Source organism: Nocardiopsis sp. KDC1DS13DA1, assembly GCF_055632325.1.
In genome coordinates this window covers 153129-178486 of sequence record NZ_JBVMUY010000005.1, presented here as the reverse complement: position 1 = coordinate 178486, position 25358 = coordinate 153129, and the positions used below count along the sequence as shown (strand labels likewise).

Annotated in this window: 25 protein-coding genes and 1 pseudogene; 14 read left to right on the top strand and 12 right to left on the bottom strand. The window is 73.2% G+C overall.

What is annotated here, in order from left to right:
• Positions 1 to 28: 28 nt before the first annotated feature.
• From ACTVAJ_RS04570 to ACTVAJ_RS04555, 4 genes and pseudogenes are all read right to left on the bottom strand, one after another.
• Positions 29 to 895 carry an ABC transporter permease gene (locus ACTVAJ_RS04570; protein ID WP_470386773.1) on the bottom strand — a complete coding sequence of 289 codons (867 nt, stop codon included), beginning with the start codon at positions 893 to 895 and terminating at the stop codon, positions 29 to 31.
• 2 nt (positions 896 to 897) lie between these two features.
• Positions 898 to 1775: pseudogene (locus tag ACTVAJ_RS04565) on the bottom strand (ABC transporter ATP-binding protein).
• Positions 1776 to 1929: 154 nt separating this feature from the next.
• On the bottom strand, positions 1930 to 2898 hold the full coding sequence (locus tag ACTVAJ_RS04560; RefSeq protein ID WP_470386772.1) for an NAD(P)/FAD-dependent oxidoreductase: 969 nt from the start codon (positions 2896 to 2898) through the stop codon (positions 1930 to 1932).
• Positions 2899 to 2945: 47 nt separating this feature from the next.
• Complete coding sequence (locus ACTVAJ_RS04555) at positions 2946 to 3827, bottom strand: class I SAM-dependent methyltransferase (RefSeq protein WP_470386771.1); 882 nt, start codon at positions 3825 to 3827, stop codon at positions 2946 to 2948.
• A 47-nt stretch (positions 3828 to 3874) separates the two neighbouring features.
• Between ACTVAJ_RS04555 and ACTVAJ_RS04550 the strand changes: the two genes are divergently transcribed.
• Positions 3875 to 4465 (top strand): helix-turn-helix domain-containing protein, encoded by a 591-nt coding sequence (locus ACTVAJ_RS04550; protein ID WP_470386770.1) that lies wholly within the window; start codon positions 3875 to 3877, stop codon positions 4463 to 4465.
• A 29-nt stretch (positions 4466 to 4494) separates the two neighbouring features.
• Here ACTVAJ_RS04550 and ACTVAJ_RS04545 read toward each other — a convergent pair whose 3' ends face one another.
• Entirely contained in the window at positions 4495 to 5631 is a 1137-nt protein-coding gene (locus ACTVAJ_RS04545; RefSeq protein ID WP_470386769.1) for a baeRF2 domain-containing protein, read from the bottom strand.
• Between the two features lie 273 nt (positions 5632 to 5904).
• On the opposite strand from ACTVAJ_RS04545, the gene ACTVAJ_RS04540 reads away from it, so the two are divergent.
• Positions 5905 to 6777: an AraC family transcriptional regulator gene (locus ACTVAJ_RS04540; RefSeq protein ID WP_470386768.1), complete on the top strand. Its 873-nt coding sequence runs from the start codon at positions 5905 to 5907 to the stop codon at positions 6775 to 6777.
• 60 nt (positions 6778 to 6837) lie between these two features.
• Here ACTVAJ_RS04540 and ACTVAJ_RS04535 read toward each other — a convergent pair whose 3' ends face one another.
• The 3 genes from ACTVAJ_RS04535 to ACTVAJ_RS04525 form a co-directional block, all read right to left on the bottom strand.
• Positions 6838 to 8142: an MFS transporter gene (locus tag ACTVAJ_RS04535; protein ID WP_470386767.1), complete on the bottom strand. Its 1305-nt coding sequence runs from the start codon at positions 8140 to 8142 to the stop codon at positions 6838 to 6840.
• 111 nt (positions 8143 to 8253) lie between these two features.
• Positions 8254 to 9051 carry an alpha/beta fold hydrolase gene (locus ACTVAJ_RS04530; RefSeq protein WP_470386960.1) on the bottom strand — a complete coding sequence of 266 codons (798 nt, stop codon included), beginning with the start codon at positions 9049 to 9051 and terminating at the stop codon, positions 8254 to 8256.
• A gap of 65 nt (positions 9052 to 9116) precedes the next feature.
• Positions 9117 to 10409, bottom strand: a complete 1293-nt coding sequence (locus ACTVAJ_RS04525) for an MFS transporter (protein ID WP_470386766.1) — start codon at positions 10407 to 10409, stop codon at positions 9117 to 9119.
• A gap of 169 nt (positions 10410 to 10578) precedes the next feature.
• Here ACTVAJ_RS04525 and ACTVAJ_RS04520 point away from each other — a divergent pair, with 169 nt between their 5' ends.
• The 4 genes from ACTVAJ_RS04520 (at position 10579) to ACTVAJ_RS04505 (ending at position 14569) form a co-directional block, all read left to right on the top strand.
• Positions 10579 to 10884: a hypothetical protein gene (locus ACTVAJ_RS04520; protein ID WP_470386765.1), complete on the top strand. Its 306-nt coding sequence runs from the start codon at positions 10579 to 10581 to the stop codon at positions 10882 to 10884.
• Between the two features lie 267 nt (positions 10885 to 11151).
• Positions 11152 to 12774 (top strand): alkaline phosphatase D family protein, encoded by a 1623-nt coding sequence (locus tag ACTVAJ_RS04515; protein WP_470386764.1) that lies wholly within the window; start codon positions 11152 to 11154, stop codon positions 12772 to 12774.
• A gap of 129 nt (positions 12775 to 12903) precedes the next feature.
• A complete protein-coding gene (locus ACTVAJ_RS04510; RefSeq protein ID WP_470386763.1) occupies positions 12904 to 13299 on the top strand; it encodes a hypothetical protein in 396 nt (131 codons plus the stop codon).
• 94 nt (positions 13300 to 13393) lie between these two features.
• A complete protein-coding gene (locus ACTVAJ_RS04505; RefSeq protein WP_470386762.1) occupies positions 13394 to 14569 on the top strand; it encodes an FAD-dependent oxidoreductase in 1176 nt (391 codons plus the stop codon).
• Between the two features lie 15 nt (positions 14570 to 14584).
• Here the strand turns inward: ACTVAJ_RS04505 and ACTVAJ_RS04500 are convergent, their stop codons facing one another.
• Positions 14585 to 15559 (bottom strand): alpha/beta fold hydrolase, encoded by a 975-nt coding sequence (locus ACTVAJ_RS04500; protein ID WP_470386761.1) that lies wholly within the window; start codon positions 15557 to 15559, stop codon positions 14585 to 14587.
• Positions 15560 to 15614: 55 nt separating this feature from the next.
• Between ACTVAJ_RS04500 and ACTVAJ_RS04495 the strand changes: the two genes are divergently transcribed.
• Both ACTVAJ_RS04495 and ACTVAJ_RS04490 read left to right on the top strand, forming a co-directional pair.
• Entirely contained in the window at positions 15615 to 16205 is a 591-nt protein-coding gene (locus tag ACTVAJ_RS04495) for a TetR/AcrR family transcriptional regulator (RefSeq protein WP_470386760.1), read from the top strand.
• 136 nt (positions 16206 to 16341) lie between these two features.
• Complete coding sequence (locus tag ACTVAJ_RS04490) at positions 16342 to 16476, top strand: hypothetical protein (protein WP_470386759.1); 135 nt, start codon at positions 16342 to 16344, stop codon at positions 16474 to 16476.
• 227 nt (positions 16477 to 16703) lie between these two features.
• On the opposite strand, the gene ACTVAJ_RS04485 is transcribed toward ACTVAJ_RS04490, so the two are convergent.
• A complete protein-coding gene (locus ACTVAJ_RS04485; RefSeq protein ID WP_470386758.1) occupies positions 16704 to 17534 on the bottom strand; it encodes a DUF418 domain-containing protein in 831 nt (276 codons plus the stop codon).
• Here ACTVAJ_RS04485 and ACTVAJ_RS04480 point away from each other — a divergent pair.
• Positions 17524 to 17847, top strand: coding sequence for a TetR family transcriptional regulator C-terminal domain-containing protein (locus tag ACTVAJ_RS04480; protein ID WP_470386757.1), 324 nt, complete (start codon positions 17524 to 17526; stop codon positions 17845 to 17847). The genes ACTVAJ_RS04485 and ACTVAJ_RS04480 overlap by 11 nt on opposite strands.
• Positions 17848 to 17971: 124 nt before the next feature.
• Here the strand turns inward: ACTVAJ_RS04480 and ACTVAJ_RS04475 are convergent, their stop codons facing one another.
• Positions 17972 to 19312: an MFS transporter gene (locus ACTVAJ_RS04475; protein ID WP_470386756.1), complete on the bottom strand. Its 1341-nt coding sequence runs from the start codon at positions 19310 to 19312 to the stop codon at positions 17972 to 17974.
• Between ACTVAJ_RS04475 and ACTVAJ_RS04470 the strand changes: the two genes are divergently transcribed.
• Both ACTVAJ_RS04470 and ACTVAJ_RS04465 read left to right on the top strand, forming a co-directional pair.
• Entirely contained in the window at positions 19311 to 20228 is a 918-nt protein-coding gene (locus tag ACTVAJ_RS04470; RefSeq protein WP_470386755.1) for an AraC family transcriptional regulator, read from the top strand. The genes ACTVAJ_RS04475 and ACTVAJ_RS04470 overlap by 2 nt on opposite strands.
• A 66-nt stretch (positions 20229 to 20294) precedes the next feature.
• Positions 20295 to 20948 carry a dioxygenase family protein gene (locus ACTVAJ_RS04465; RefSeq protein ID WP_470386754.1) on the top strand — a complete coding sequence of 218 codons (654 nt, stop codon included), beginning with the start codon at positions 20295 to 20297 and terminating at the stop codon, positions 20946 to 20948.
• A gap of 152 nt (positions 20949 to 21100) precedes the next feature.
• Here the strand turns inward: ACTVAJ_RS04465 and ACTVAJ_RS04460 are convergent, their stop codons facing one another.
• The gene (locus tag ACTVAJ_RS04460; protein ID WP_470386753.1) at positions 21101 to 21799 is read right to left on the bottom strand and encodes a metal-dependent transcriptional regulator; all 699 of its coding nucleotides are present in this window, start codon (positions 21797 to 21799) and stop codon (positions 21101 to 21103) included.
• Positions 21800 to 22008: 209 nt separating this feature from the next.
• Between ACTVAJ_RS04460 and ACTVAJ_RS04455 the strand changes: the two genes are divergently transcribed.
• From ACTVAJ_RS04455 to ACTVAJ_RS04445, 3 genes are all read left to right on the top strand, one after another.
• The gene (locus ACTVAJ_RS04455; RefSeq protein WP_470386752.1) at positions 22009 to 23001 is read left to right on the top strand and encodes a Bug family tripartite tricarboxylate transporter substrate binding protein; all 993 of its coding nucleotides are present in this window, start codon (positions 22009 to 22011) and stop codon (positions 22999 to 23001) included.
• Between the two features lie 149 nt (positions 23002 to 23150).
• Positions 23151 to 23615: a tripartite tricarboxylate transporter TctB family protein gene (locus ACTVAJ_RS04450; protein ID WP_470386751.1), complete on the top strand. Its 465-nt coding sequence runs from the start codon at positions 23151 to 23153 to the stop codon at positions 23613 to 23615.
• Positions 23616 to 25217: a tripartite tricarboxylate transporter permease gene (locus ACTVAJ_RS04445; protein ID WP_470386750.1), complete on the top strand. Its 1602-nt coding sequence runs from the start codon at positions 23616 to 23618 to the stop codon at positions 25215 to 25217.
• Positions 25218 to 25358: the final 141 nt, after the last annotated feature.

The window sequence follows — 25358 nt, the reverse complement described above, 5'->3', positions numbered from 1 at the left end:
TGCCGCCCCGGTCGGGGCACCCCTCGGCTCACGCGTCCCGGCGTACCAGGGCCACGGCGCCGGAGCCCAGGCACACCAGCGCCCAGCACACCAGCACCGCCCCGCCCGCGGCGGGCGGGAGCGCGTGCTCGAACCCGCCCACCAGGAACGGGCTGTCTCCCAAGGACACGCCGGCCAGGAACGGCAGGCGGCCCGCGAGGAGGATACCGAGGTCGCCGCCCATGAGCAGCAGCATCACCGGCAGCCCCATCAACAGCATGAACACACAGGTCAGCGCGGCCGCTGTCGAGCGGAGCAGCGCGCCGAGCCCGAGCGTGACCAGCGCCACCGCCGTCAGGTGGACGGCCGCGCGCACCGCGTCCAGCGCCGCCTCCCCCGCGTCGAGGGTCACCTGCGCCTCGAAGAGCGGGTGCCGGGACACCGCCCAGGTCACCAGTGTCCCGACGGCGGCCATGACGAGTCCGGACGCGAACACCAGCGCCGCCAGCGCGAGCGCCTTGGCGGTCAGCAGCCGCACCCTGGACGACACCGCCTGGAGGCTGGGCCGGATGGACCCCGAGGAGTACTCGGAGGTGATGACCGGCAGCGCCACCGCGACCACGGCGAACTGCACGGCCCACAGGGCGGCGTAGAGCGCCGTCTCCGAGGCCGGGATCCGGGCTTCGGGCAGCGTCCCGTGGCCCATGTTGGTGGCGATCGTCAACGCGGCCGACGGGGCGACCGCGACCATGAGGACCAGGGCGGTGGCCAGCCCCCACCAGGTCGAGTGGACCGAGCGGAGCTTGACCCACTCCGCGCCCGCGGCCAGCGCGAGATCCGACAGAGCACGCGCGGGGCCCGGCGGCCGGGGGGCGGGGCGGGTGCGCGAATAGTGCGCCGGGGTGGCCGTGTGCACCGTCAGGCCCCCTTCGCCGTCGTGTACTGGACACTGTCGGCGGTGAGCTCGCGGTACGCCTGTTCCAGGGACGCCGCGCGCGGACTCAGCTCGTGCAGGGCCACCCCCGCCCGGTGGGCCAGCTCTCCCACACGTTCCACACCGACCCCGGTCACGGTGAGCTCTCCGGGGCCGACGCGTTCGACCCCGGCGCCCTCGGCCCTCAGTGCGGTCACCAGGTCCTCCGGGTGCGGGGCCCGTACCCGGACGGACGTCCACGCGCTGTCGCCGAGGACCTCGTCGAGCGGGGCGTCGGCGATCAGGCGCCCCCGGCCGATCACCACGATGTGGCCGGCGGTCCGCTGCAGTTCGCTCATCAGGTGGCTGGAGACGAACACCGTGCGTCCCTCGGCCGCCAGGGAACGCATCAGGTTGCGGACCCACAGCACACCGTCGGGGTCGAGCCCGTTGACCGGCTCGTCCAGGACGAGCAGTTCGGGGTCGCCCAGCAGGGCGGCCGCCATACCGAGGCGCTGGCGCATCCCCAGTGAGAAGCCGCCCACGCGCCTGCGTGCCGCCGACTCCAGTCCCACGGCCGCCAGGACCTCGTCCACCCGGCGCCCGGGGATGCGGTGGGTGCGCGCCAGCGCCGTCAGGTGCGCCCTGGCACCGCGCCCACGTGGTGCAGCGGACGGTCGAGTTCCCGGTAGGGCCGACCGCCGACCAGCGCGCTGCCGCTGGTCGGACGGTCCAGGCCCAGGACGATCCGCATGGTCGTGCTCTTGCCCGATCCGTTGGGGCCGAGGAAGCCCGTGACCCGGCCGGGCCGCACCTCCAGGTCCAGGGAGTCCACGGCGAGTGTGCCGCCGTAGCGTTTGGTCAGCCCCCGCAGGGTGATCATGTGCTGGTCCTCGTGACGTCGGTGGATGACGCCACGACCCTAGGAGTTCGGTTCCGTCCCAGGCCATGGGGTGTGCCGCCCGCCGGGCGGGGGTGGCCGCCCGGGCGCGGGGTGGGGCTGACCGCAGGGTCGGCGCCCCGCGCCCGGGCTCGGGTCAGGCCACCGGGTACCGCCGCGCGCGGGCCCGCGCGGCGGCCGCCGCGTCCTCGGTGACCAGGTCGGCGTTGATCGCGGTGGCGGCCTCGACCCCGGCACCCTCGGCCGTGGCGACCATCGCCGCGAGGTCGCTGGTGTTCCCGGCCGCCCAGACCCCCGGCACGTCGGTCCGGCCCTTGGGCCCCGTGGCGACGAACGCCCCCATCGGGTGGTCGGTGAGCGTGCCGCCGAGCTGTTCGTACAGGTCCGAGCGCGCGATGAACCTCGGGGTGACGGTCACCGCGTCCACCGGGAACTCGTGTCCGTCGGCCAGGACGACCGCCCGCAGGACACCGACGTCGGTGCGCAGCATCCGCACGGTGCCCTCCACGACCCGGATGCCCAGCGCGGCCAACTGCTCCCACGCGTCGCCGTCGGGGTCGGGCATGGTGTGGACGAAGAGTGTGACGTCCTCGCTGAGCTGCCGGAACATCAGCGCCTGGTGGACGCTCATGGGGCTGGTGCCCAGCACACCGATGCGCCGCCCGCGCACCTCCCAGCCGTGGCAGTAGGCGCAGTGCAGGACACTCGACCCCCACAGCTCCCGCACGCCCGGGACGGCGGGGAGCTCGTCGACGAGCCCCGTCGCGAGCAGGAGCCGCCGTGCCCGTACGGTGCCGCCGACGGCCAGGTCCACCTCGAAGACCCCGCCCCGGCGCCGCGCGGCGACGGCCCGGTCCTCGTGGACGCGCGCCCCGTAGAGCTCGGCCTCCGCCCGGCCCCTGGCGAGCAGGTCCCGTGGGGCGACACCGTCCAGGCCGAGGACGTTGTGCGCCCCCTCGGCCGGGGCGTTGCGCGGCTCGCCGGCGTCCACGACGGCCACCGACCGCAGCGACCGCGCCAGTGCGACGGCCGCGCTCAACCCCGCCGCGCCGCCTCCGATGACGGCGACGTCGACGTCCGGGGCCGTGTTCCGTTCCTTGTTCACTGCGACATTCCCTCCCCGTTGTGTGCTCTGGCTTCCGTCCCGGCGGTTCAGGGGCGGCGGGCCGCCCAGGCGGTCCGGGCCCTGCGCACCACCAGGTCGCGGCGGTTCAGGACGGCCTCGGGGGTGTCGTCCCGCAGAAGGCGGTCCAGGGCCGCGACGTCGTCCGGGTCCAGCCTGTCGGCGAGCGAGGCCCGGACGCGGTCGAGGTGGTCGCGGACGTAGCGGTTCGCGCTCGGTGGCGCCGGGTGCACCTCGAAGTCGAAGCCGCGCTCCTCGGCGACCTCGAACCCGGCGTGTTCCAGGTGGGGCCGCCAGTTCGGGTACGCGTTCCAGCCGTCCCGCGCGGCCTCCTCGTGGTAGCGCTCCTCCAGGCCGGGACGGCCGCATCCGATGTCGCGGGGCAGGAAGCGCGGCAGGGTGTCCATCTCGACGACGACCAGCAGACCGCCGGGGGCGATGGCCGCGTGAAGGTCGCGCAACAGCCGGTCGGGGTCCCCGACGTGGTGCAGCGAGGCGGCGGCCCACGCCAGGTCGACGGAGCCGACCCGGGGCCAGGCGTGGTCCAGGTCGACCTCGACGGGGTGCACCCGGTCGGTCAGCCCCCGCGACCGCGCCGCACCGCGCAGCCGGTCGAGCATGACCGGGGACTGGTCGAGCGCGACGATCCGGGCCCCCTCGAAGCGCCGGGCCAGGGCCAGGGTCCCGGTACCGGTTCCGGCGCCCACGTCGGCGATGGTCTCCGGCGCGGCTGTCGTGTGCCCGTCGACCCAGGCGATGAGGTCGTCCAGGGGGGAGGCGAAGACCTCGGCGTCCAGGTCGAGCAGGTCGGCCAGCCCCGACTCGTCGTGGTGGGTGTGCCCGCCGTCGCGCCCCTGCCTGTGGGCATGGTGTCCGCACTGGTGAGCGTGGTGCTGAGCGTGGTGTGTCATGCCTCCACGCTAACCGTTTGATGTCTTGAGCGCATACACTCTTGCCTATGGAGCAAGAACTTGACCTGGACGCCGTGATCCGCCAGCGCATCCGCGGTCTGCGGCGCGCGCGCGGCTGGACCCTGGACGCCCTCGCGGCCCGCTGCAACCTCAGCCCGTCCAATCTGAGCCGTATCGAGACCGGGCGCCGCAGGATCGCTTTGGACCAGTTGGTGCCCATCGCCCGTGCCCTGGACACCACGCTCGACCAGCTCGTCGAGACCGCCGACGACCAGGACGTGGTGATCCGGCCGCAGCCCCGGCACACGCGGGGGGCGACCACCTGGCTGCTGTCCCGCGAACGCTCCCTGAACGGCGTGACCGTGGCCAAGATGCGCATCACACCCGAGCGGCCGACCGGCCCGGAGCACCTGTGCGTGCACCCGGGCCGCGAGTGGTTCACCGTCCTGTCCGGCACCGCCCTGCTGCGCCTGGGCGAGCGGACCGTTCTCGTCCAGGCGGGCAACGCCGCCGAGTTCGGGACCATGACCCCGCACCTGATCGGCGCCCACGAGGGCCCGGTGGAGATCCTCTCCGTCCTGGACCACAACGGCGAGCGCACCCACCTGCACGGCACCGACGACACGCCGGGCCGGTGAGGTGCCCGGACCGGACGCCTCCGCCCCCGTCAGCCGCGGCCCGCGTAGCGCAGGATGGCACCGATGTCCGCGCTGGGCTCACCGCTCTCACGCAGTTCGGTGAACCCGGAGTCGGACATCACCGCCGACCGCAGCATCAGCGCGCTGGCCGGGGCCCGGAACGCGGTGCTCGGGTCGTCCATGTCGTTGCTGTGCACCCCCACCAGGACCGGCTCGCTCGGCGAACCCCACAGCTGCGGTTCGTGGTCGCGGTCGGCGCCCACCAGCAGGGTGCGCACCCGGGCCTCCGACAGCATCGGCAGTGTGGGCTCGGTGCCCGACACGGCCTGGTCGTGGGCGAGCTTGCGCTGGTACTCGGCGGCCACGTGCTCCTGCCCCTGCTCGACGAACTCGCGCAGCGCCTCGGCCGCCGCCTCGTGCAGGCGCTCCTCCGCGTCGGGGCCGCCGCGCCCTCCCGCGACCAGCAGGATCGGTGTGTCGAGCCGGCGCTCGGCCAGGTTCTCGCGCAGGTAGGCGATCGCCTCCGCGTCACCGCCGACGAAGATCACCTCCGCGCCGACCTCCGCGACCGCGTCCCGCACGTGCTCGGCGACCTTGGCGGTGTTCTCCCGCCACATGTCCTGGGCGACGTGCTTACCGGGGAAGCGTCCGTTGTAGCCGCCCAGGTTGCCCGGGCCGCCCCGGCTCATGACGTCGATGCCGTGCAGGTTCCTGCCGGTCAGGTCGTGTTCGGCCGCGGGGCCCCGGCTCGGGGCGGCGGGATGGGCGGTCACGTGCGCGTTGACCCGGTCCAGCGCCACCAGGACGTAGGGCAGGTGGCGGCCCCGCTCGACGGCCACGGGCAGCACGTCGGGGATCGGCAGCCACGCGGCGCGGTCCTGCCTGGGCGGTTCGGTGAGCGTGTGGGCGGACAGGAGCTGGCCGTCGGAGGCGAACAGGGACTGGCCGTGCGTGCCGAACGCCCGCGAGTCCCCTTCGCCGACGGCCTCCTCCAGGGCGTCGAGCGTGGCCTCGTCGGTGCCCAGGGAGGCCAGCTCCTCGCGCAGGTGGCGCCAGCGCAGCTCGATCTCCTTGTCGGCGTCCCTGGTGCCGCGGCTGGTGTCCAGGTGCACCGAGGCCACCGGGGCGTCGCTTTCGTACAGAGGACGCAGAAAACCAAGGTCCATGTGTCCGCGGGGCGCGTGTCCCCCGCCCCGCCCACCTCCTTCTCAGGGTCGGCCGTCAGGCCATCCTGGTTTCCATGGTGCGCGTCCGCGGCGACCGGCACGTCGGACCAGACACGCTTCTTGCCCAACGATGTCCTGGGTTTGCCCGAGCGGGGGCGCGCACCGGCGGGTTCGGCCGCGCCCGCCCGGGCCTGACCGGAACGGACCCGCGACTGTCGGGTCCGACCGGTGCCGCCGCTCCTAACGTCAGTGGTGGAAGAGGGAGGTGGGACCGTGTTGGAACGGCTGAACCGGGCCCTGGAACGGATCGAGGACGACCTCCGGGACGGGGTGGACGTGGCGGCGGTGGCGCGTGAGGCGCTCACCACCGAGCACCACTTCCGACGGATGTTCTCGGCGCTGTCCGGGATGCCGTTGTCGGAGTACGTGCGGCGGCGCCGGTTGACACTGGCCGGAGCCGAGGTACTCGACGGGCGGCGCACCCTGCTGGAGGTCGCGGTACGCCACGGCTACGGGTCGGCGGAGGCCTTCACCCGGGCGTTTCGCTCCCTGCACGGTGTGAGTCCGGGCGAGGCCCGGCGTACCGGAGCGGTCCTGCGGTCCCAACCCCGACTGATGTTTCGTCTGACCGTCGAAGGGAGTCAGGACATGCGTTACCGCGTCGTGGACAAGGAGGCGTTCCGCCTGGTGGGCCACAGGAAACGCGTACCGCTGGTGCACGAGGGGCCGAACACGGCCATCGAGGAGTTCGTCCGGGGGCTGGGCGCGCAGGAACACGCCCGGCTCGCACGGATGAGCGACCAGGAGCCCGCGGGGCCGCTCTCGGTGACCGACAACATCGGGCCCGAGCGCGCGGAGGGCGGCGAACTGGACTACTACCACGCCGCGGCCACGTCCGGGCCCGCCCCCGAGGGCATGGACACGTTGGAGGTGGCGGCCCGAACGTGGGTGGTCTTCCCGTTCGGTGCCTCCGCCCACGAGATGCCCGAGGCCGTGCAGCGGCTGTGGGCTGACGCCTACGCGCAGTGGTTCCCCTCGAACCCGGCCTACCGGACGGTCGCGGGCCCCGAGATGCTGCGGGTGGAGTACGCCGGGGACCGCAGCGGCGCCGAGGGTGAGCTCTGGGTGCCGGTGGAGCGGGTCTGAGCACGCGGGGTGTCGTCCCGGCCGGGACGGCACCCCGTCAGCGGGCCCTCCGGGCGGAGTTCAGTCCCCGGACCCGGCGGCGGCCAGGGCGCGCTCGATGGCCGCGGTGCTCAGGTGGCGGGCCGCCACCGCCACGAGCGCGAAACTGAGCACCCCCGACACCAGGAAGGGCGCCGACAGCGCCGCCGTGCGCCCCACGACCCCTTCGAGGGCCGCCGCGATACCGCCGCCCAGCGCCATCCCGATCGGGGCGGCGCCCCAGCCGAGGGTGCGGTAGGCCGACAGCACGCGGGAGAGCAGCCGGTCGGGGATGACGCGCTGGCGCAGCGAGAGGGTGAGCACGTTCCACCACACGATGGTGAAGCCGACCAGCACCCACAGCACCGCGAACAGCGCCACGCCGGGGAACACCGCGACGGCGGTGTAGGCCGCGCCCTGGACGGCCAGGGCCAGGGTGAGCGTGGCCCCGGGCGGCACACGCGGGATGAGCCACGGTACGAACTGGGCCCCGACGATCATCCCGGCGGCCGTGGCGGTGAGCAGCAGCCCGTATCCGCGCGATCCCAGGCCCAGCACGTCCTGCGCGAACAGCACCAGGACCGCGCTGTTCATCGTCCCCGCCAGGTTGGACAGCGCCAGCACCAGGGCCAGGGTGCGCAGGAGCCGGTGCCGCCACAGCCACACCACCCCTTCCACCAGCATCACGCGCATCGGGGGGTGGTCCTTCTTCTCCCCGGGGCCGAACCGGCCCGCACCGCCGCGCAGGGTGAGCAGCACCAGCACGGCGCACGCCACGAGCACGGCCTGCGCGCCGAACGCCCACGCCACGGACACCGCGACCAGGAGCCCGGCCACCGGGGCGCCCACGAACCGGCTCGCGACCTCCCCCACGCTGAACAGGGTGCCGTTGGCGCGTTCCAGGCGCTCGCGCGGCACGACCGACGGCAGCAGGGCCTGGGCCGTGTTGTCGAACAGCACCTCGCACACCCCGACCAGCAGCGCCGCCGCCAGCACGGTCCCCACACCGGCGGTGTCCGTCGCCACCAGCACGGTCAGGGCGACCAGGACCATCGCCTTGCCGCCGCCGGAGAACGCCATCAGCCGCCGCCGGTCCACCCGGTCCCCCACCACCCCCGCGACCAGTGCCATGAGCAGCCACGGCAGCCGGGTGGCCGCGCCGACCGCGGACACCACCAGGGGGTCGTCGGTCAGGGTGGAGGCGTACCAGGGCAGGGCGACCAGCGCGACGCCGTCGCCGAGGTTGCCCAGGGCGCTGGCGCACAGCAGCCGCCGGTAGTCACCGCCCAGCCGTTGGCGTCCGGGCGCGGGGCGGCGTCGGGAACGTTCGTCGTCGGCTGCGGTCACCGGGAGCCTTCCGTGTGGGGGGCGGGAAGGCCCACCATGGCACGGGCCGGGCCCGGCCGTCCCCGGGCTCCGCCACCCCCGGACGGGACCGGGGCGCGGTGTCCACTCCGCTCACCGGCCCCGACGGGTGCGCCTGTGCTCCAGGAACCGGCGCAGCACCTCGTTGAACCGGTCCGGCCGTTCCAGGTTGGGCAGGTGGGCGGCCCCCTCCACCACCTCCAGCACCGAGTCCGGCACGAGTACGTGCATGGCCTCGGCGACTGCGGGCGGGGTGAAGGGGTCCTCCCGCCCCGTGACCAGGAGCGTCGGACACGACACCCTCCTGAGCAGCGGCACGTGGTCGGGCCGTCGGGCCCGACCACGCAGGGCGGCCGCCGCCCCCTCCGGCGGGGCCGCGCGCATCATGGCGCGCACGTGCGCGGCGACCTCGGGCATCTCACGCACGTTGGCCGGGCTCATCATGCCCACGGTCATCTCGTCGGCGTACCGGCCCATGCCCTCGGCCGCCAGCCGGTCGGCCATCCGCTCGCGGTCCTCCCGGCCCCGCTCGGTCTCCGCGTGCGGGGTGGTGGCCGCCAGGGTGAGTGTGTCGACTCCGTCGGGGAAGAGCCGGTACAGCTCCAACGCGATCTGGGCGCCCATGGACCACCCGACGATCCCCACCACCCCCAGGCCCAGGTGGTGGAGCAGGGCCGCCAGGTCGCGCGCGAACGCCTCCAGGGCCGTGGCCCCGGGGACCACCGAACTGTTCCCGTATCCGCGCAGGTCGGGGGTGATGACGCGGTATCCGCGCCCGGCCAGGGCCCGTACCTGCGGGTCCCACATCGTGCGGTCGAAGGGGTGGCCGTGGATCATCAGAAGGGGGTAGCCGGCTCCACGGTCGCTGTAGCTGACGTCGATCCCGCGCACGGAGACGGTGCCCGGGCTGTCGCTGTTCGTGGTGTTCGTTATCTGATATCCCACGACCCTTGATGCTATTGGCTCGTGTCCGGGCTGTCTCGGTCCCGTCGCGCACCGGAGCGCGCCCACACCACCGCGGCCAGCAGATAGGGGGCCGCGAACAGGGCGAAGGCCTCCGCGTGGCCCAGGAGGGCGAACGCGCCCGCGTACAGGGCGTAGGAGGTGAGGGTGAGGGCGTCGGTGCCCAGCCCGGCCAGGGAGGTCACCGTGGCCCGGCTGGGGCCGGTGATGCTGTCCTGGAGCCGGGCGTCGACGAGCACGTCCATGGACTGGCAGGCACCGAAGCCCGCGCCGATCAGGACCCACCCGAGGGGGCCGCCCAGCAGCGCGCCCGCCCCGATGGCGATCCCGGCCGCCCCCAGCAGGAACGGCAGGGCACGGGAGGGCAGGCGCGCGGCGGGTCCGGCGGCCAGCCCTCCGAGGCTGGCTCCGGTCCAGGCCACCAGGACGACGAACGGCACCGTCTCGACCGGGGTTCCGGACTCGACCGCCAGCAGCGGCAGGTACTCGTCCAGCACGCCCCAGAACACGCCGACCACGACCACGAGCACGATCGCCGCGCGCACGGCGCGGCTGGCGCGGGCCTCGGCCAGTCCGGCGCGCAACGCGGCGCCGTAGGCGGACACGGGCGGCTCGTCGGTCTCCTCCGCCTCCCCGCGACCGGCCGGACCGTCCCCGGTGCGGTCGGGTGCTCCGTCGGACACGGACGCCGCCGCGCCCGACCGGTGTTCGGGCAGCGCCAGCCCGGCGAGGGCGCACAGCGCGCACATGGCGACGCTCGCGGCGCCGACCGCCGGGTAGCCGCCCGCGGACATGACGGGGATCGCCAGCAGGGTGGCGCCGCCCGCGGACACCACCCCCAGGGTGCGCCGCACACCCATGATCCCGGGGTAGCGGTCGGCCGCGCCCCGGAGGGTGAGCTCGGTGTGCACCAGCGCCTCCAGGGCGCCGGAGGACAGGGCACCGCCCGCCCCCCACAGGACGAAGCCGAGGGCGAAGGCCCAGTAGGAGGGCGCCGTCAGCCACAGGGTGAAGCCCGCGGCGGCCAGGAGCGGGGCGGAGGCCAGCAGGTAGCGCCGGGGAACCACGTCGGCCCAGGCTCCGGACGGGACGGCGACGAGGAGGCCGGCCGCGGACCAGAGGAGGAACAGGGAGCTGATCTGGGCGACCGACAGGCCGTGTTCCTGGAACAGCAACGCGTACAGGGGGTAGAGGAGGATGAACTCCTCGGTGGCGGCGTAGGCGTACAGCGGCAGCGTCAGACGTGACGTGCGCGCGTCGGACACGCGGGAGGACGGGGTGCGCATGGAGGTCTTTCGGTCGTACGACAAGGGACACCGGGTGCGGGGGCCTCCCGGTGGTCCGCGTGCGTGTGCCGTCGACCGGCCTCTGGCGGAGGATCAATGTCGCTTGCGCATGGCCCCACCCTACGCCCGCGGCGCGGTGCGGAACCCAGGGGGAAACCGCCGGTCCCCCGTGCGTCCGGTGCGGTGGTCGGGGGACATCCGGGCCACGGGGGCGCTGCTGCGGACGGGGGTGGTCTCCGGTCCGCTGTCCGTCACCGACCCGGTCAGCGGTCACCCCCCCGGCACACCCGACCTGGTCGCGTACACCCCCGTCGGCGTGCTCCACGACGCCTTCTCCATCCCCGTGTTCGTGGGGTCGCCCGTGGCCATGGTCGTCATGGCCCGCGCGATGGTCCGGCCTTCCTGCCAGGCATCGCACCCGCATTCGAGGACAACACGGCGTGTAGTCACTCATATTCTCAAAGTAGCGATCTAGCATGTGGCCGAGCGGACGGACCGACACCGAACGCCATCAGTACGGGCACACGCCGTCCCACCAGGACGTCGCGCCCGCGTTCGGGACACACGGCGCACACCGTGACGGTCCCCGCGTTCGTCCCGCGACGGAACGTCAACTGTTCGTCACCACGGCGCCACCAACGTTCACCGTCCGCTGGTTGGGGTGTACCGCATCGCGTGGCCGGATAGTGGACGGCCCCTCGCCCCCCCCGGCGGCGATCCGTCCCACACCCCAGGAGCCCGCATGCCCGGAACCCCCACCCCGCACTCCCCCCTGCCCACCCTCCGTGACTCCACCGTCCTGGCCGCCTCGCTCCCCCCGTACGCCACGACCCGCCGCCAGGTCCTGGTCGGCGGCGCGGTCGGCCTGGGCGCCGCGGCCCTGGGGACCTTCGGCGGCACCGAGGCCTTCGCCGCCGCCACCCCCCGCGGGCCCCGGATCTCCGACCCGTTCACCCTGGGCGTGGCCTCCGGCGACCCCCTGCCCGACAGTGTGGTGCTCTGGACCCGGCTGGCACCCCGGCCGCTGGCCGAGGACGGCCTGGGCGGCATGCCCGACTGGCGCGTCCCCGTCCAGTGGCAGGTGTCCGAGGACGAGCGGTTCCGGCGGATCAGCGCAGCCGGAACCGCGGTGGCCGAACCCGACCGGGCCCACGCCGTCCACGTGGAGGTCGAGGGGCTGCGCCCCGGAGCGCAGTACTTCTACCGCTTCCGCTGCGGGCGCGAGATCAGCCCCGTGGGCCGGACCAGGACCGCTCCGGCGCCGGGCGCGCGGGTGGACCGGTTCGCGTTCGCCTTCGCCAGCTGCCAGAGCTACACCAACGGCTACTACACCGCCCAGGCCCACCTGGCCGAGGAGGACCTGGACCTGGTGGCGTTCCTGGGCGACTACATCTACGAGACCGGCGACCAGGGCGAGATCGGGCGCGGCCACCACCCGCCCCGGGAGGTCCGGACCCTGGCCGAGTACCGGTTGCGGCACGCCCAGTACAAGGGCGACGGCGACCTCCAGGCCGCGCACGCCGCCTTCCCCTGGGCCGTGGTCTTCGACGACCACGAACTGGAGAACAACTGGGCCGACGACACCTCCTACGGCGAGGACGTTCCCCCCGAGCAGTTCCTCCTGCGGCGCCAGGCGGCCTTCCAGGCCTACTACGAGCACATGCCCCTGCGCCGGTCCCAGCGTCCCGTCGGCGCGGACCTGCTGCTGTACCGCAGACTCCACTTCGGCGACCTGGTCGACGTGCACCTGCTGGACACGCGTCAGTACCGCGACGTCCAGGTCCCCGACGCCGACCGCGACGACCCGAGCCGCACCCTGCTCGGGGCCGAGCAGCGCCAGTGGCTCCTCGACGGCCTCACGGACTCCCGGGCGCGCTGGAACGTCCTGGCCCAGCAGGTGTTCTTCTCCCAGCGCGACTTCGCCGACGGCGACGCGGTCAACGTCAGCAACGACGCCTGGGACAACTACCGCGTCGAGCGCGACCGCGTGCGCGACCACCTGGCCACGGTCGACAACCCCGTGGTGATCACCGGTGACGTGCACGCCAACTACGTCGCCGACGTCAAGGCCGACTTCGACGACCCGAACTCCGCCACCGTCGCCACCGAGCTGGTCGGCACGTCCTTCACCAGCGGGCGGGACGGGGTCGAGCAGAACCCCACCGACGCCGTCCAGCTCCGGGAGAACCCGCACATCCACTTCATCAACCGCAGGCGCGGTTACGTGCGCAACACCGTCACCCCCACCGAGTGGAGGGCCGACTACCGGGTGGTGGACTACGTCTCCGAGCCCGGCGCCCCCATCACCGACCGCGCCAGCTTCGTCATCGACGCCGGAACCCCCGGCGTGCGTCGGCAGGGCTGAGGCCCTCCGCGGCACCGTGCCGGACGCCGCACTGCGGCGTCCGGGCGGCGGGCCGGGGCCGGGTCCGCCGCGCCGACCGGCCACAGGGCGTCGAGGCGCTCGGTGCCGACCCGGTCCAGGCCGACCTGAGTGGCCGGCGAATCCGTCGGCAGAGCGGCGGGCGGTGTGCGCGGCGTCTTCTCCGCGCACACACCCGAGATGAACGAGCGGTCCTTCGAGGGCGAGATCACCCGAGGGGCCAAGCTGATCGAGGCGGCCGTAACCGTTGGGGCTCCGCAGTTCGTGCGCACCTCCGTCGCGGGTGCCGGTCAGCACACCGAGGCCCCCGGCTGGGCGGACAGCCGGTGGGTCGCGACGGAGCGCTACTTCGCCGCCGAGACCGGGATCCAGGTCCGGGTCCGCTCCGCCCGATCCACGCACCGAACGCTGCTCGGACAGCCCGCCCCCCAGTACGCCCAGGACTTCGGTACCGCGCTGACACGCTTCGCGGACCGGGCGGAGGCATCCCTGGGGTCCGCGGACTGAGGCCGCACTGTTCCCACCCCGGTTCCCGCTCCTCTCGAACCCAGATGTACTACTTGTCGTAGTACTACGCAATATCACGAATGTGGGGTCGGGTATGCGCGTGCTCATCGTCGGGGCCGGAATCGCGGGAACGGCGGCGGCCAGGGGGTTCCTGGCCGCGGGGCACGAGGTGACCGTACTCGAGAGGGCACCCGCCCTGCGCGACACCGGGTGCGCGATCATCCTCTGGCCCAACGGCACCACGGTCCTCGACGACCTGGGGGTCCGCCTGGACGGGGCGGGTGAACGCATCGAGGCCGTCGACGCCCACAGCTCCCGCGGACGCCCGGTGATGTCCGTGGACGCCGTCCGGCTGGAGGAGCGGTTCGGCGCCCCGACGCTGGGGATCACCCGCCCGACGCTGCTCGCCCGGCTCGTCGAGGACCTGCCCGAGGAGATCTTCCGCTTCGGCGCCCGCTGCGCACACGTCCACGACGACGGCCGGACCGTGCGGGTGCGGACCGAGGACGGCGCCGCGTACTCCGCCGACCTGCTCATCGGCGCCGACGGCGTCAACTCCCGGGTGCGCACCGCAATCCTCGGCGCCGAGGAGGGCCCGGACGCGCGGCCGACCGGCGCGGCCACCTGGCAGGGCCTCGTCGACGCGCCCTTCGACCTGCGCTCCCGATCCCTGATGTTCCTCGGCCGGGAGGGCGGGGTCGGGATCAACCCCGCGGGTGGGGGCAAGGTCAACTGGCTCATCGACCTCCGGCTGCGCCGGGAGGACGGCCAGGCCGGTCCGGAGGAGGCGCTCGCCCTCCTCCGGAACCGGTACCGGGCATGGGCGCCGCCCGTCACCCGGCTCCTGGACACGTTGACGGAGAAGGACCTCGCGCTCTTCCCGCACCGGCGGCACCCCGCGCCGCTGCGGTGGTCGAGCGGCAGGTGCGCCCTCATCGGCGACGCGGTGCACACGATGCCCCCCATCCTCGCCCAGGGCGCCGGTCAGGGACTGGAGGACGTCGCGGCGCTGCTGCGCGCCCTCGACGGCCTCGGAGCCGACGACGACCCGGCCGCCGCCCTGAGCGCCTACGGGCGCAGCCGCGACCGGCAGGCCGTGAAGGCCGCCAGGACGGCCACCCGGGGCATCGCGACCTCGGGGCCGCGGACCCTGCTCCAGAGCGAGGCCGCCCTGCGCGCGGCCGTCCTCATGCCCCGCGGCGCGGCGACCGGGATGTTCGAGCGGATGATCGGCGAGGTCAGCACCCGGCTGTCCGCGCCCCGGCCCTGAGAGGGCGTGCCGCTCTCAGACACCGCCGATGAACGCGGCGACCTCGGCCGCGATCTCCTCCGGACGCTCTGCGCTGACGGCGTGGGAGGCGTCCGGGTAGAGGCGCACGCTCCCCTCGGGCAGAGTTCGCTCGGCAGCCGCCACGGCCTCGTCGGCGTCGTGCATCACCGAGTTCCCGGCGATGATCGCCAGCACGGGCATGCCGAGGCGGCCCACGTGCTCCTCGCTGATCCTGGTCGGCTGGGGCAGGCGCAGGGTGTAGTGCCGCATCCCCGCCTCGATCATGTCCGCCACGGGGACGTCCTCCACCGGCGCTCCGCCCGCCGTCCAGGAGTTGAACCCGTCCCGCCAGGAACGGGGCAGCCAGGGCAGGGCGGCCGGGAGGGCGCGGACGGTCGTGCCCGGTGGGATGTCGGAGAAGACGTACACCGGGTCGATCAGCGTGAGCGTCTCGACCAGCTCCGGTCGCCGGGTGGCCAGGTTGGCCGCCGTCCAGCCGCCGATCGACAGTCCCACGACGTGGAAGCCGTCCCCGGGGAGGCCGTCGAGCGCCTGGTGGAGCCATCGGGCCTGGTCCGCGTCGTTCTCGATCGGGCGGTCCTGGACGCTCATGCCCGGTTCGCCCAGGAGGTCGATCGTGTAGACGTCGCCGATCTCCAACAGGGAGGGCAGGTTGTCGGCCCATACGGGGCTCGCCGACGCCCGCCCCGGCAGCAGCACGAGGGGTGCGGAGGCCTCACCGTCACCCGCGAAGCGGTAGGCGCGCACGATACCGAAGTCCGTGCGCAGGTCGAGGGTCCGCTCCGGTTCGGGCAGATCGGCGAAGGCCTCGTCGTACACCTCGGCGAACTCGTCGCGGCCCTGGGAGCTGTTCCAGTGGCCCACCGGAGAGGGTGAGCGCAGGGCCGCCGCCGCGACCAGGGCGGTGATGGCGCAGATCCCCGTGATGGCTAGCCATCGCCGTCGTGAGCTGGGGTTTCGTGTGCCCATAGGAGATTCCTTAACCGATCGGTTAGTAATTTGACCGTACGGTAGAATCAGTGGCATGGCAAGGACGAGGTCGACGTCGGGGGAGCTGACCCTGACCGAGCGCGCGCGGCGCGCCCAACTGATCGAGGCGACCGTCGAACTGGTCGCCGACCGGGGCTTCGCCGGTGTCGCGCTGTCCGGTATCGCCGAGCGCGCGGGCATCACGAAGGCGGCGGTGCTGTACCACTTCCCGTCCAAGGACGCCGTCGTGCGGGCGGCGCGCGACCACGTGTTGTCGGAGCTGGCGGGGTACGTGGCGGGGGAGGTCGAGGCCGCCGCGCCCGAGGGGGCGCCTGCCGCCTACGTTCGCTCCATGGTCGGGTACCTGCGGGAGCATCCGAGGCACACGCGGATGATCACCGAGGCGCTGATCCACGACGGTGAGGGGTACGCGTCGGCGGAGCGGTGGGGACCGCTGGCGGAGATCATCGACGGCGCGCGGCGGGCGCGTGGAGCACACGTGGGTCGGGACACGCGAACGCTGGCGATCATCGTCGGCGGGGCGATCGACGGGATCGTCGCTGAGCGACTCAGCGACCCGGAGTACGACACGGCGGCGGCCGCCGAACAGCTCGTGGATCTGATCAACGCCGCGCTGGGTGAGTGAGGGGCTCGGTGCCCGCCGGATTCAACCCGGCGGGCGAAACCACGCGCATCAAGATCGAAGCCTCCGTTTCCCACCGGCCGTCCGCGTCACCGACGACGGCCCCCGCCCCGGGCAACCGCGCCTCCCCCTCCCCCGCATGCGCGCCCCCGAGTCGCTCGCTGTGGGCGGCTACGGCCCAGGCATCATCGACATCCTGGCCCTGTACTGGGACTGGGAGGGCGACGCCGGAGGCCCGCTCACCGTCCGCGCGCTCCTCGACCGGAGCCCGTAGGAGGAGAAGCTCGGCCCGGGTGCACCCGCGGTCGATGTACCGGTGTCGGCCGACCGCATCGAGCTGCTCGGCGATATCGCGTTGGTCCCCGCCGCTCGTGCCGTTGCCGCCTTCCGACGCCTTCGCCCACCCCTCCCCCACGGCCCCGCACCCGTCTTCGATATCGGAGCACGATGTTCGATCCACACGCGTGCCCTGTTCGGGAAGGCCGGAGAGGGCGGTCCGCCTCAGGTCCGGCTGTGGGTGAGGCGGCGCAGCAGCCATTCGGCCGGGCCCTGTCGATCCCCGGCGCGGCGCATGAGGTCGGCGATGACCACGGTCGCCAACCACACCGCGATCCCGACCCCGACGGCCTGGGTGTCGGTCAGGGAGGTCATCACCCCGAGGGCGTAGGGCGGCATCAGCACGGTCCAGGCCACCGACTGCAACAGGTAACAGGTCATCGAGCGGCGGCCGGTCGCGGCCAGAGCGTTGACGACCACTCCGCGCCGCTCTCCCAGCCGATCCGCGACCAACGTGATCAGCGCCGCGTAGCCGAACCCTCCGAAGTAGCCGACCAGCAGGTGCAGCCAGAACACGAACGGCTCGGCGGCGGCCGGTGCGTCCCAGACCTCGATGTTGATCAGCGCCTGGGGGATCCCGCCGACCACAGCCGCCCCGATGCCGTCCGCCGCGATACGGACCAGCAGGGAGCGGTGGCGGTCGGGCTCCTCCAGGAGTCGGCGGCGGGCCGCCCACACCCCGATCATGAACGGGAAGACCGAGATCACGACGAGCAACGGCGCGAGCACCACCCAGGAGGCGGAGCGCCCGACGAGGTCGGTCAGTGGCGTCGCCGGTCCGGCCGCGGCCCCCTGTTCGGCGAACGCCGCGAACACCGCCGTGTTCGCCAGTGAGTAGACGAGGCTGCCCGCCGCCATCCATCCGAACGCGTGGGCGAGCAGCCGGCGGTCGGTGAACCGGAGTACGGCCGTGAACAGCAGGGCGATCAGCCCGTAGACCGCGATGATGTCGCCGAAGAAGATCAGCACGGTGTGCGCCAGGCCGATGGCCACCATCCAGAGCCCGCGGCGGCGCAGTAGTCGGCGCACCCACGGCCACTCGCGGCCCTCGGCCGTGCGGCGCAGGCCCGAACTGCACAGGCGGCTGTACGAGGAGGTGTTCGACGCGCGTGGCGGGCGCTTCACCCGCACCGTGCTGCTCCACTACGCCGAACGCGGGCAGGTCGACCCGGCCCGGCTCACCCCCGTCGTCGTGGACATCGGAGAGGCGCTGCTGCTGAAGTCCGCTCTCGACATGATGACGATGCCCGACGACGACTACATCGACGCCATCGTCGACCAGGCGATCCTGCCCGCCCTGCGCGCCTGATCCGCTCGGCGTCGGTGGTGGGTCGGGGTACCAGCCACCGAAATAAATCTCCTATTAGATTAGGAATTATTGGAAATAGCTGGATCCGCATCTCATGGCTTTGCCTCCGCACGGGGCCGGGGCGTCAGCCGGCCTCCCGCTCGGGTTGTCGGGTGGCGCGGGGCAGCAGCGCCCCACGGAAGGGTCGCACGCACAGGGCGGCCGCTCCGGCCGCCCCCGCCCCGGTGCCCCACAGGATCAGCAGGACGGTCTCCGGGTGGATCCGCGCGAGCAGGCCGATGAGCGGGTTGGCCCACAACAGCGGTAGCCACTGGGCCAGGGTCACCACCGCCTGGGCCCGCCCCACCGCCTCCCGAGGACAGGCGACCATGAACAGAGGGCCGACGTGGGTGGAGAAGAGACCGGTCCCCAGACCGACGGCCAGGGACACGAGGCAGAAGACCGTCGGCTTCGGAGCGAACGCGGAGATCGAGACCCCCACCCCGGCGGTGATCATCCCCAACGCGGCGACCAGACCGGCGCGTGGAGCGGCTCCACGCCACAGGACCACCGCGGTCACGCAGGCCGTACCGGCACCGAAGGCGCCCGCCGCCGTCCCCGTGGTCACCGCGTCCCAGCCCCGTGCGGCGGAGACCACCGGTACCAGGAGCGGGGAGAAGGGGATGACGAACATGGCGAAGACCCCGGTGAGCAGTACGATCACACGCAACAGTGGAGTGCCGAACACGATCGCCACCCCCTCGCGGACCCGGCGGTTCAGTCCCGTTCCCACGCCGGTGGGCGGTGCGGGTTCCGCCCGGGAGCGGACGAGGCGCAGCACGAGGAGCATGACCAGGTAGCCCAGGGCCCCGGCCCCGTAGGTGGCAGGCAACCCGAGCAGGGTGATCGCGGCACCACCCAACGGTGGTCCGCACAGCACGGCGCCCTGGAGGGCGATCTGCCGGGCCGCCACGGCGCGGCCCATCGCGGCGGAGGGGACCAGAAGCACGGGAACCGACGACGAGGCCGGAACGTCGATCGCGTCGACCGTGCCCAGCGCCAGCGCGATCACGACCATGACGGCCGGGCCGGGGTCGGCCACGGACATGACCACCGCACCCGTGACCGCCAGAACGCACAGGACCGTGTTCGCGACCACCATGACGGTCAGGGCCCCGACACGGTCACTCAGCGCACCCCCGTGCAGGGTCAGCAGTACACGGGGCACGACCTGTGCCGACAGCACCGCCGCGGCCATACCGGGGCTGACCAGGGCCGCGTGCCACACGAGTCCGAACACCAGCACCTGGGTACCGAGCGCGCTCACTCCGGTTCCGGCCAGCCAGGCCCAGTAGAGCCGCGGAGGTGCGTGCTCGCGCGGAACCATCAGCGCGACCTCCGTGACGGTGGGCCTGTCGGCGGGGTGGTTTCCTGGGCGGAGCACGCTAGCGCGCACCTCGGACAGAGACGGCAGGAGAGCGCTCATGGAGACGGCATCCCCCATGGAGCTGCACCGGCTGGAGGTTCCCGCCCCGCAGCTCTTCCCGTTCGCCATCGGGACCTTCGACACGATCGGGCCGCTGTCCCGGGCGGCGTTCCCGCACCGGCACACCTTCCACGAGATCGTGCACGTCACGGCCGGTACCGGTGAGCACGTCATCGATCTGTGCCGGTGGCCGATCACCCCGCCCAACCTGGGGATCCTCGCCGCCGGTCAGGTGCACCACTGGGCGGCGGCCCGCGGTGTGGACGGGTACGTGGTGCTCCTGGACGACGCCTTCCTGCTGGACCGGCCAGGCGACCGCGACCTCCTCCGCCGACTGGCCGCCGAGCGCCCCTGGCAGGCGCTGGCACCCGGGGCCGCCGCCGAGGTCGCCGGTGTGCTCGACGAGATGCTGCGCGAATACCGCGCCCACGGGCACGGCATGGCCTCGGTGCTCCGCGCCTACCTGCACATCCTGCTGATCCGGGCGGCCCGGTGGGTCGACCGGGAACCCGCGCCGCCGTCCTCCGGTGCGGACGCCCTGGCCACACGCTTCCTCCGCCTCGCCGAGGGCTCCGCCGTGACCGCCGGGATGTCGGTCGGTGGGGCGGCCGCCGAACTCGGAGTGACCCCCGGACACCTGGCCGAGACGGTGAGGCGGGTGACCGGACGGACCCCCGGTGCACTCCTCCGCGACGCCCGCACCCTGGAGGCCAAGCGGCTGCTCGCCGGTACCGGGCTGACCGTGGCCACGGTGGCCCGCGCGGTCGGCTTCACCGACCCCGCCTACTTCTGCCGGTTCTTCCGCCGTGAGACCGGGGACAGCCCCGGGGAGTTCCGCCGCCGGTCCGGCACCGCCGTGCAGAAGCACCACGTCCGCCGAGATCCGTCCATCGCCCTCCCCGGGGACGTTCCGTAGCCTCGTACTCACCCACAGGGAGTCCCGGCCGGGCCCCATCCCCTCTCCCCCACGAGGAGTGTCTCCATGCCCGAGAGCACCGACCGCCCGGAGCAGGAAGGGCCCACCCGGAAAACCCTGCTCAAGGCTGCCTTCGTCGCGGCTCCCGCAGCGGCCCTGCTGTCCACCGCCGGGGCGGCCCCGGCGCTCGCCCGCGAACAGGCCGCGGCGGGAAGCCCGCTGGAACCCACCCCGGAGTGCGACGACGGCGACGACCCCACGCCCCCGCAGATGGAGGGCCCCTACTTCACCCCGAACTCCCCGCACCGCTCCGACCTGGTGATCCCGGGCGACCCCGGGGTGGCGCTGGTGGTCTCCGGTTACGTCTTCACCCGGGACTGCCGACCGGTGGCCGGTGCCCTGCTCGACTTCTGGCAGGCCGACGACGGCGGGATCTACGACAACACCGGCTACGACTACCGCGGCCACCAGTACACCACCGTGGAGGGGGCCTTCCGGCTGACCACCGTGGTTCCCGGCCTCTACCCCGGCCGTACCCGTCACCTGCACGTCAAGGTGCAGGCCCCGCGCCGGCCGGTGCTCACCACCCAGCTCTACTTCCCGGGTGAGCCGCGCAACCGCACCGACTGGATCTTCGATCCCCGGCTGCTGATGAACGTCCGAAGCGACGGTGCCGGTAGGACCGCCGAGTTCGACTTCGTCCTGAGCCACACCGGCTGATCCCCTCCCGCCGTGGCCTCGCGCAAGGACGTGGGCCGGGCCCCCGCCCCGCTACCGGGGGCTCGGCCGAACCGTTCCGCCCGTGCCCGGAGCGCGTTCCAGTGCTGCTGGGAAAGCGACTCCACCGACCGGTCGGCCCCGTCCCCGCCCGGTTACGTGCTGTCCGGAGAGATCCACAGGGCCTCGGCGGCCACCAGTCCCAGGGACTGCGAACGCTCGGGCGCCCCGTCTCCCGTGCGCACGGTGATCTGGATCGAACCGGCGAAGGGCTGGCGCTCGACGACCTCGACGGTCATCCCGATGCCGATGTCGATGTCGGCCAGGTAGCGCAGCAGGTCCGGGTCGTTGTCGTTGACCCGGACGACGGCCCCCCGGGTGCCCTCCTTGGCGTCGGACAGCAGCACCGACTCGCGTTCGACGATGTCCCCGTCCCGGGTGGGGATCGGGTCGCCGTGCGGATCCACGACCGGGTCTCCCAGGTGCGCGGCGATGCGGTCGACGAACTTGTCCGACACCACGTGTTCGAGGATCTCGGCCTCGTCGTGCACCTCGTCCCACGAGTAGCCCAGTTCGGCCACCAGATAGGTCTCCAGCAGCCGGTGCCGCCGCAGTACCGACAGCGCCGCCCTGGTTCCGGCCTCGGTGAGGCTGACCGCCCCGTACCGCTGGTGCTCGACGAAGCCGAGTTCGTTGAGCTTGCGCAGCATCCCGGACACGGACGAGTTGGACACCGACAGCCGCTCGGCCATCCCGGAGATCGTCACCGGTCCGGTACCGCGCTCCTGGAGGTCGTAGATGACCTTCACGTAGTCCTCGGCCGACGTGGACGGCCTGGTCGGTGTGTTACCCATGTACGTAACCGTATCGCGGTCCGTGGCAGGGCGACCAAGTCCACGCGCGCCTGTGGACAACCCCGGCGATCGTCCGCGGCCGCGGCGGTCCCGGCCGGAGTTCACCAGAGTGACCCGCATCACCCGTTGGTAGGGTGGACGTGTATCCCAGCCGCGTATCGGGGCCGTTCCCGCGTTCCGCGGCCGCGGTTCCGAGAGAGAACCACCTCATGGGCGTGCAGCGGATCCTTCGCTTCGTCGGCGCGCTCGTCGCGTTCGCCATCGTCTGCGCCGCCGCGCTGAACGCGGCGACGACGGGGGACGATGCGTCGAGGACCCTGCGCAACAGGCTGACGATCATCGTCCCCGCCGCGCCCGGCGGCGGCTGGGACCTGGTGGCGCGCGAGTCGCAGAACGCCTACCGCGAGGGCGGGATCGTCGCCCACACCCAGGTGGTGAACGTCCCCGGCGCGGGCGGAACCATCGGCCTGGCCCACGTCGTGCGCCAGCGGGGCCGCCCCGACCTGATGCTGGTGACCGGAACCGTGATGATCGGCAGCGTCATCGCCGACGGCTCCTCGCACAGCCTGGAGGACGTCACCCCCATCGCCCGCCTCGCCGACGACCACGAGGTGATCGTCGTGCGCGAGGACTCCCCCCACCGGAACATGGGTGACCTGGCCGAGGCCTGGCGGTCCGACCCGGGCGCGATGGCGGTCGGCGGTGGCTCCCTGGGCGGGACCGACCACCTCCTGGCGGGGATGGTGGCCCGCGATGTCGGGATCGATCCCGGGGACGTCAACTACATTCCCTTCTCCGGCGGAGGCAAGGCCCTGACCTCCGTGCTCTCGGGCGGCGTCGACGTCGGCATCAGCGGCTACGACGAGTTCAGCGACCAGATCGCCGCCGGGAACATCCGTGCTCTGGGCGTCGCGGCACACGAGCGCGTCGAGGGAGTCGACACACCCACCCTGACCGAACAGGGCATCGACGTGGTCCTGCCGAACTGGCGCGGTGTGGTGGCCCCGCCCGGTATCACCGAGGCCGAGCGCGCCGAACTGACCGCGATCGTCACCGAGATGCGCGACACCCCCCAGTGGGCGGACACCCTGGCGCGCAACCGCTGGGAGGACACCTTCCAGACCGACGGGGCGTTCGAGGAGTTCATCGCCGCCGAGACCGAACGCATCACCGGCATCACCGGGGAACTGGGGTTGTCATGAGCCCGAGGTCCACCGGAGCCGGCGTGTCGGCCGCCTCGCGCCGAGCACGCCGGTCCCCGAAGATCCGAGGGACACGGCGACCGTCCGTGCGGTCCCCATGGTTCCGGTGGGTACGACGGCCCCGGTGGCGGGGACGCGGTGAACTGCTGATGGCCGCCCTGGTCCTCGCGATCGCCGGTTTCATCGCGGTGCAGACCGCCACCATGCCCGTACCACCGGGTGCCGAGCCCCCGGGGCCCCGCTTCTTCCCCGCTCTCGTCGCGATCCTCATGGCCGGAACCGGGGGCGCGCTGGCGCTCCAGGTCCTGCGCCGCCGGCCCGGGGGTGCCCGGACCGCACCGGACGAACCGGGCAGCGGGACCTCCGCGCGCTTCGACTGGTGGACCGTCGGGATCGTTGTCGGCTCGCTGACGGTGTTCGTCCTGCTGCTCCGACCGGTGGGGTGGCTGCTGTCGGCGGCGCTGCTGTTCTTCGGGGTGTCCTACGCGATGGGCAGCCGTCGTCTCCTCTTCGACGCCGCGCTGTCCGTGGTGTTCTCCTCGGTCGTCCAACTCGTCTTCGTCGCGGGCCTGGGCCTCCGCCTGCCGTCCGGGATCCTGGGAGGCATCCTCTGAATGGACGTACTCGCCCCCCTGACGCTGGGCTTCGCCAACGCACTGGCCCCGGACCACCTGTTCTGGGCGCTGTCGGGCGCCGTACTCGGCACCGCCGTCGGGGTGGTTCCGGGCCTGGGCACCTCCATGGCCGTCGCGCTGCTGCTGCCGGTCACCTTCTACCTCGACCCCACCGGCGCGCTCATCATGTTCGCGGGCGTCTACTACGGCGGCATGTTCGGTGACTCCACGGCTGCGATCCTGACGAACACACCGGGTCAGGGTTGGGCGATCGCCACCGCGGTCGAGGGCAACCGGATGGCACGACGCGGGCGGGCCGCACAGGCGCTGGCCGCCGCGGCGGGTGGTGCGTTCACCGGCGCGTTCCTGGCGGCGGCGGTGGTGGCGTTCCTCTCCCCCGCTCTCGTCGAGGTGGCGCTGCGGTTCGGCCCGGCCGAGTACTTCGCGCTCACGGTGTTCGCGTTCGTCGCGATCTCCTCCGTCGTGTCGCGCTCGGTCCTGCGCGGGCTGACGGCCCTGGGTGTCGGGTTGTCCCTCTCCCTGGTGGGCATCGACAGCCTCAGCGGGGCGGAGCGGTTCACCCTGGGCGTCCCCGAACTCTTCGAGGGCTTCAGCCTCATCGCCGTCACCGTGGCGTTGCTGGCGGTGGGCGAGGTGCTGCACGTGGCCGCCGTCAGGCACGCGGACCAGGGGACCGGGAGCGCTCCGGAGCGTGCCGGGACGCCGTGGCTGGGCTCCGACGGACTTCGCCGCGCCGCCCCGTCCTGGCTGCGCGGTACCGCGTTCGGGCTGCCCTTCGGGGCGGTCCCGGTGGGCGGGGCGGAGCTCCCCACCTTCCTGGCCTACCGGACCGAGCGCAGGATCTCGGCCCGGCGTGCCCGCCGCGGGAAGCGCGCCGACGAGTTCGGGACGGGCGCGATCGAGGGCGTGGCCGCCCCGGAGGCCGCCGCCAGCGCGAGCGCCGGTACCTCGATGGGCACCCTGCTCGGTCTGGGACTCCCCACCTCCGCGACCGCCGCGGTCATGCTGGCCGCCTTCCACCAGTACGGTCTGCAGCCCGGCCCGCTGCTCTTCGAGCGCAACGGCGACCTGGTGTGGGCCCTGCTGGCCAGCCTGTTCATCGGCAGCGTGATCCTGCTCGCCCTCAACCTGTCGTTCGCACCGCTGTGGGCGAAGCTCCTGTCGATCCCCAGGCCCTACCTGTACGCCGGGATCACGGTGTTCGCGGTACTGGGCGTCTACGCGTCGGCCTCCTCGATGGCCGACCTGTGGTTGATGCTGGTGCTGAGTCTGGTGGGGTTGATGATGCGTCGCTACGGTCTTCCGTTGGCGCCGGTCCTGCTCGCGGTCATCCTGGGTCCCGTGGCGGAGGTACAGCTGCGCCGCGCGCTGGCCGTGGGGCAGGGGGACGTCTCGGTACTCGTCGGCAGCTGGGTCACCCTGGGTGTCTACGGCCTCGTCCTGGCGGTCGGCGCGGCGGCCGTGGTCGGGCGGATGCGCGCGCGGCGCGGCGCGGACGTCGGCCGGGGCGGGCCCCGACGACGGTTCCGGGCCGTTTCCCGGGGACGCGGTGGCCGCACGCACCGGCCTCGACCACGGTGACGTCGGTGCGCCGGTGCTCCCGACCGGTGCCGCACCGCGTGGGACGGCGCGGTCGTTCCCGTTCGTGCCCGCGGCCAGGCCCGGCGCTGCCAGCGGTCCGCGGGTCCCCTCGTCCGCGACGTCCTGGCGAAGGTCCGGCAG

Excerpts from the sequence above, each read along its gene's own strand:
- ACTVAJ_RS04555 (WP_470386771.1), bottom strand. The coding sequence starts at position 3,827 with ATGACACACCACGCTCAGCACCACGCTCACCAGTGCGGACACCATGCC.
- ACTVAJ_RS04550 (WP_470386770.1), top strand. The coding sequence starts at position 3,875 with ATGGAGCAAGAACTTGACCTGGACGCCGTGATCCGCCAGCGCATCCGC.
- ACTVAJ_RS04545 (WP_470386769.1), bottom strand. The coding sequence starts at position 5,631 with ATGGACCTTGGTTTTCTGCGTCCTCTGTACGAAAGCGACGCCCCGGTG.
- ACTVAJ_RS04525 (WP_470386766.1), bottom strand. The coding sequence starts at position 10,409 with ATGCGCACCCCGTCCTCCCGCGTGTCCGACGCGCGCACGTCACGTCTG.
- ACTVAJ_RS04515 (WP_470386764.1), top strand. The coding sequence starts at position 11,152 with ATGCCCGGAACCCCCACCCCGCACTCCCCCCTGCCCACCCTCCGTGAC.
- ACTVAJ_RS04505 (WP_470386762.1), top strand. The coding sequence starts at position 13,394 with ATGCGCGTGCTCATCGTCGGGGCCGGAATCGCGGGAACGGCGGCGGCC.
- ACTVAJ_RS04500 (WP_470386761.1), bottom strand. The coding sequence starts at position 15,559 with ATGGGCACACGAAACCCCAGCTCACGACGGCGATGGCTAGCCATCACG.
- ACTVAJ_RS04495 (WP_470386760.1), top strand. The coding sequence starts at position 15,615 with ATGGCAAGGACGAGGTCGACGTCGGGGGAGCTGACCCTGACCGAGCGC.
- ACTVAJ_RS04490 (WP_470386759.1), top strand. The coding sequence starts at position 16,342 with ATGCGCGCCCCCGAGTCGCTCGCTGTGGGCGGCTACGGCCCAGGCATC.
- ACTVAJ_RS04480 (WP_470386757.1), top strand. The coding sequence starts at position 17,524 with ATGGCCACCATCCAGAGCCCGCGGCGGCGCAGTAGTCGGCGCACCCAC.
- ACTVAJ_RS04485 (WP_470386758.1), bottom strand. The coding sequence starts at position 17,534 with ATGGTGGCCATCGGCCTGGCGCACACCGTGCTGATCTTCTTCGGCGAC.
- ACTVAJ_RS04470 (WP_470386755.1), top strand. The coding sequence starts at position 19,311 with ATGGAGACGGCATCCCCCATGGAGCTGCACCGGCTGGAGGTTCCCGCC.
- ACTVAJ_RS04475 (WP_470386756.1), bottom strand. The coding sequence starts at position 19,312 with ATGAGCGCTCTCCTGCCGTCTCTGTCCGAGGTGCGCGCTAGCGTGCTC.
- ACTVAJ_RS04465 (WP_470386754.1), top strand. The coding sequence starts at position 20,295 with ATGCCCGAGAGCACCGACCGCCCGGAGCAGGAAGGGCCCACCCGGAAA.
- ACTVAJ_RS04460 (WP_470386753.1), bottom strand. The coding sequence starts at position 21,799 with ATGGGTAACACACCGACCAGGCCGTCCACGTCGGCCGAGGACTACGTG.
- ACTVAJ_RS04455 (WP_470386752.1), top strand. The coding sequence starts at position 22,009 with ATGGGCGTGCAGCGGATCCTTCGCTTCGTCGGCGCGCTCGTCGCGTTC.
- ACTVAJ_RS04450 (WP_470386751.1), top strand. The coding sequence starts at position 23,151 with ATGGCCGCCCTGGTCCTCGCGATCGCCGGTTTCATCGCGGTGCAGACC.
- ACTVAJ_RS04445 (WP_470386750.1), top strand. The coding sequence starts at position 23,616 with ATGGACGTACTCGCCCCCCTGACGCTGGGCTTCGCCAACGCACTGGCC.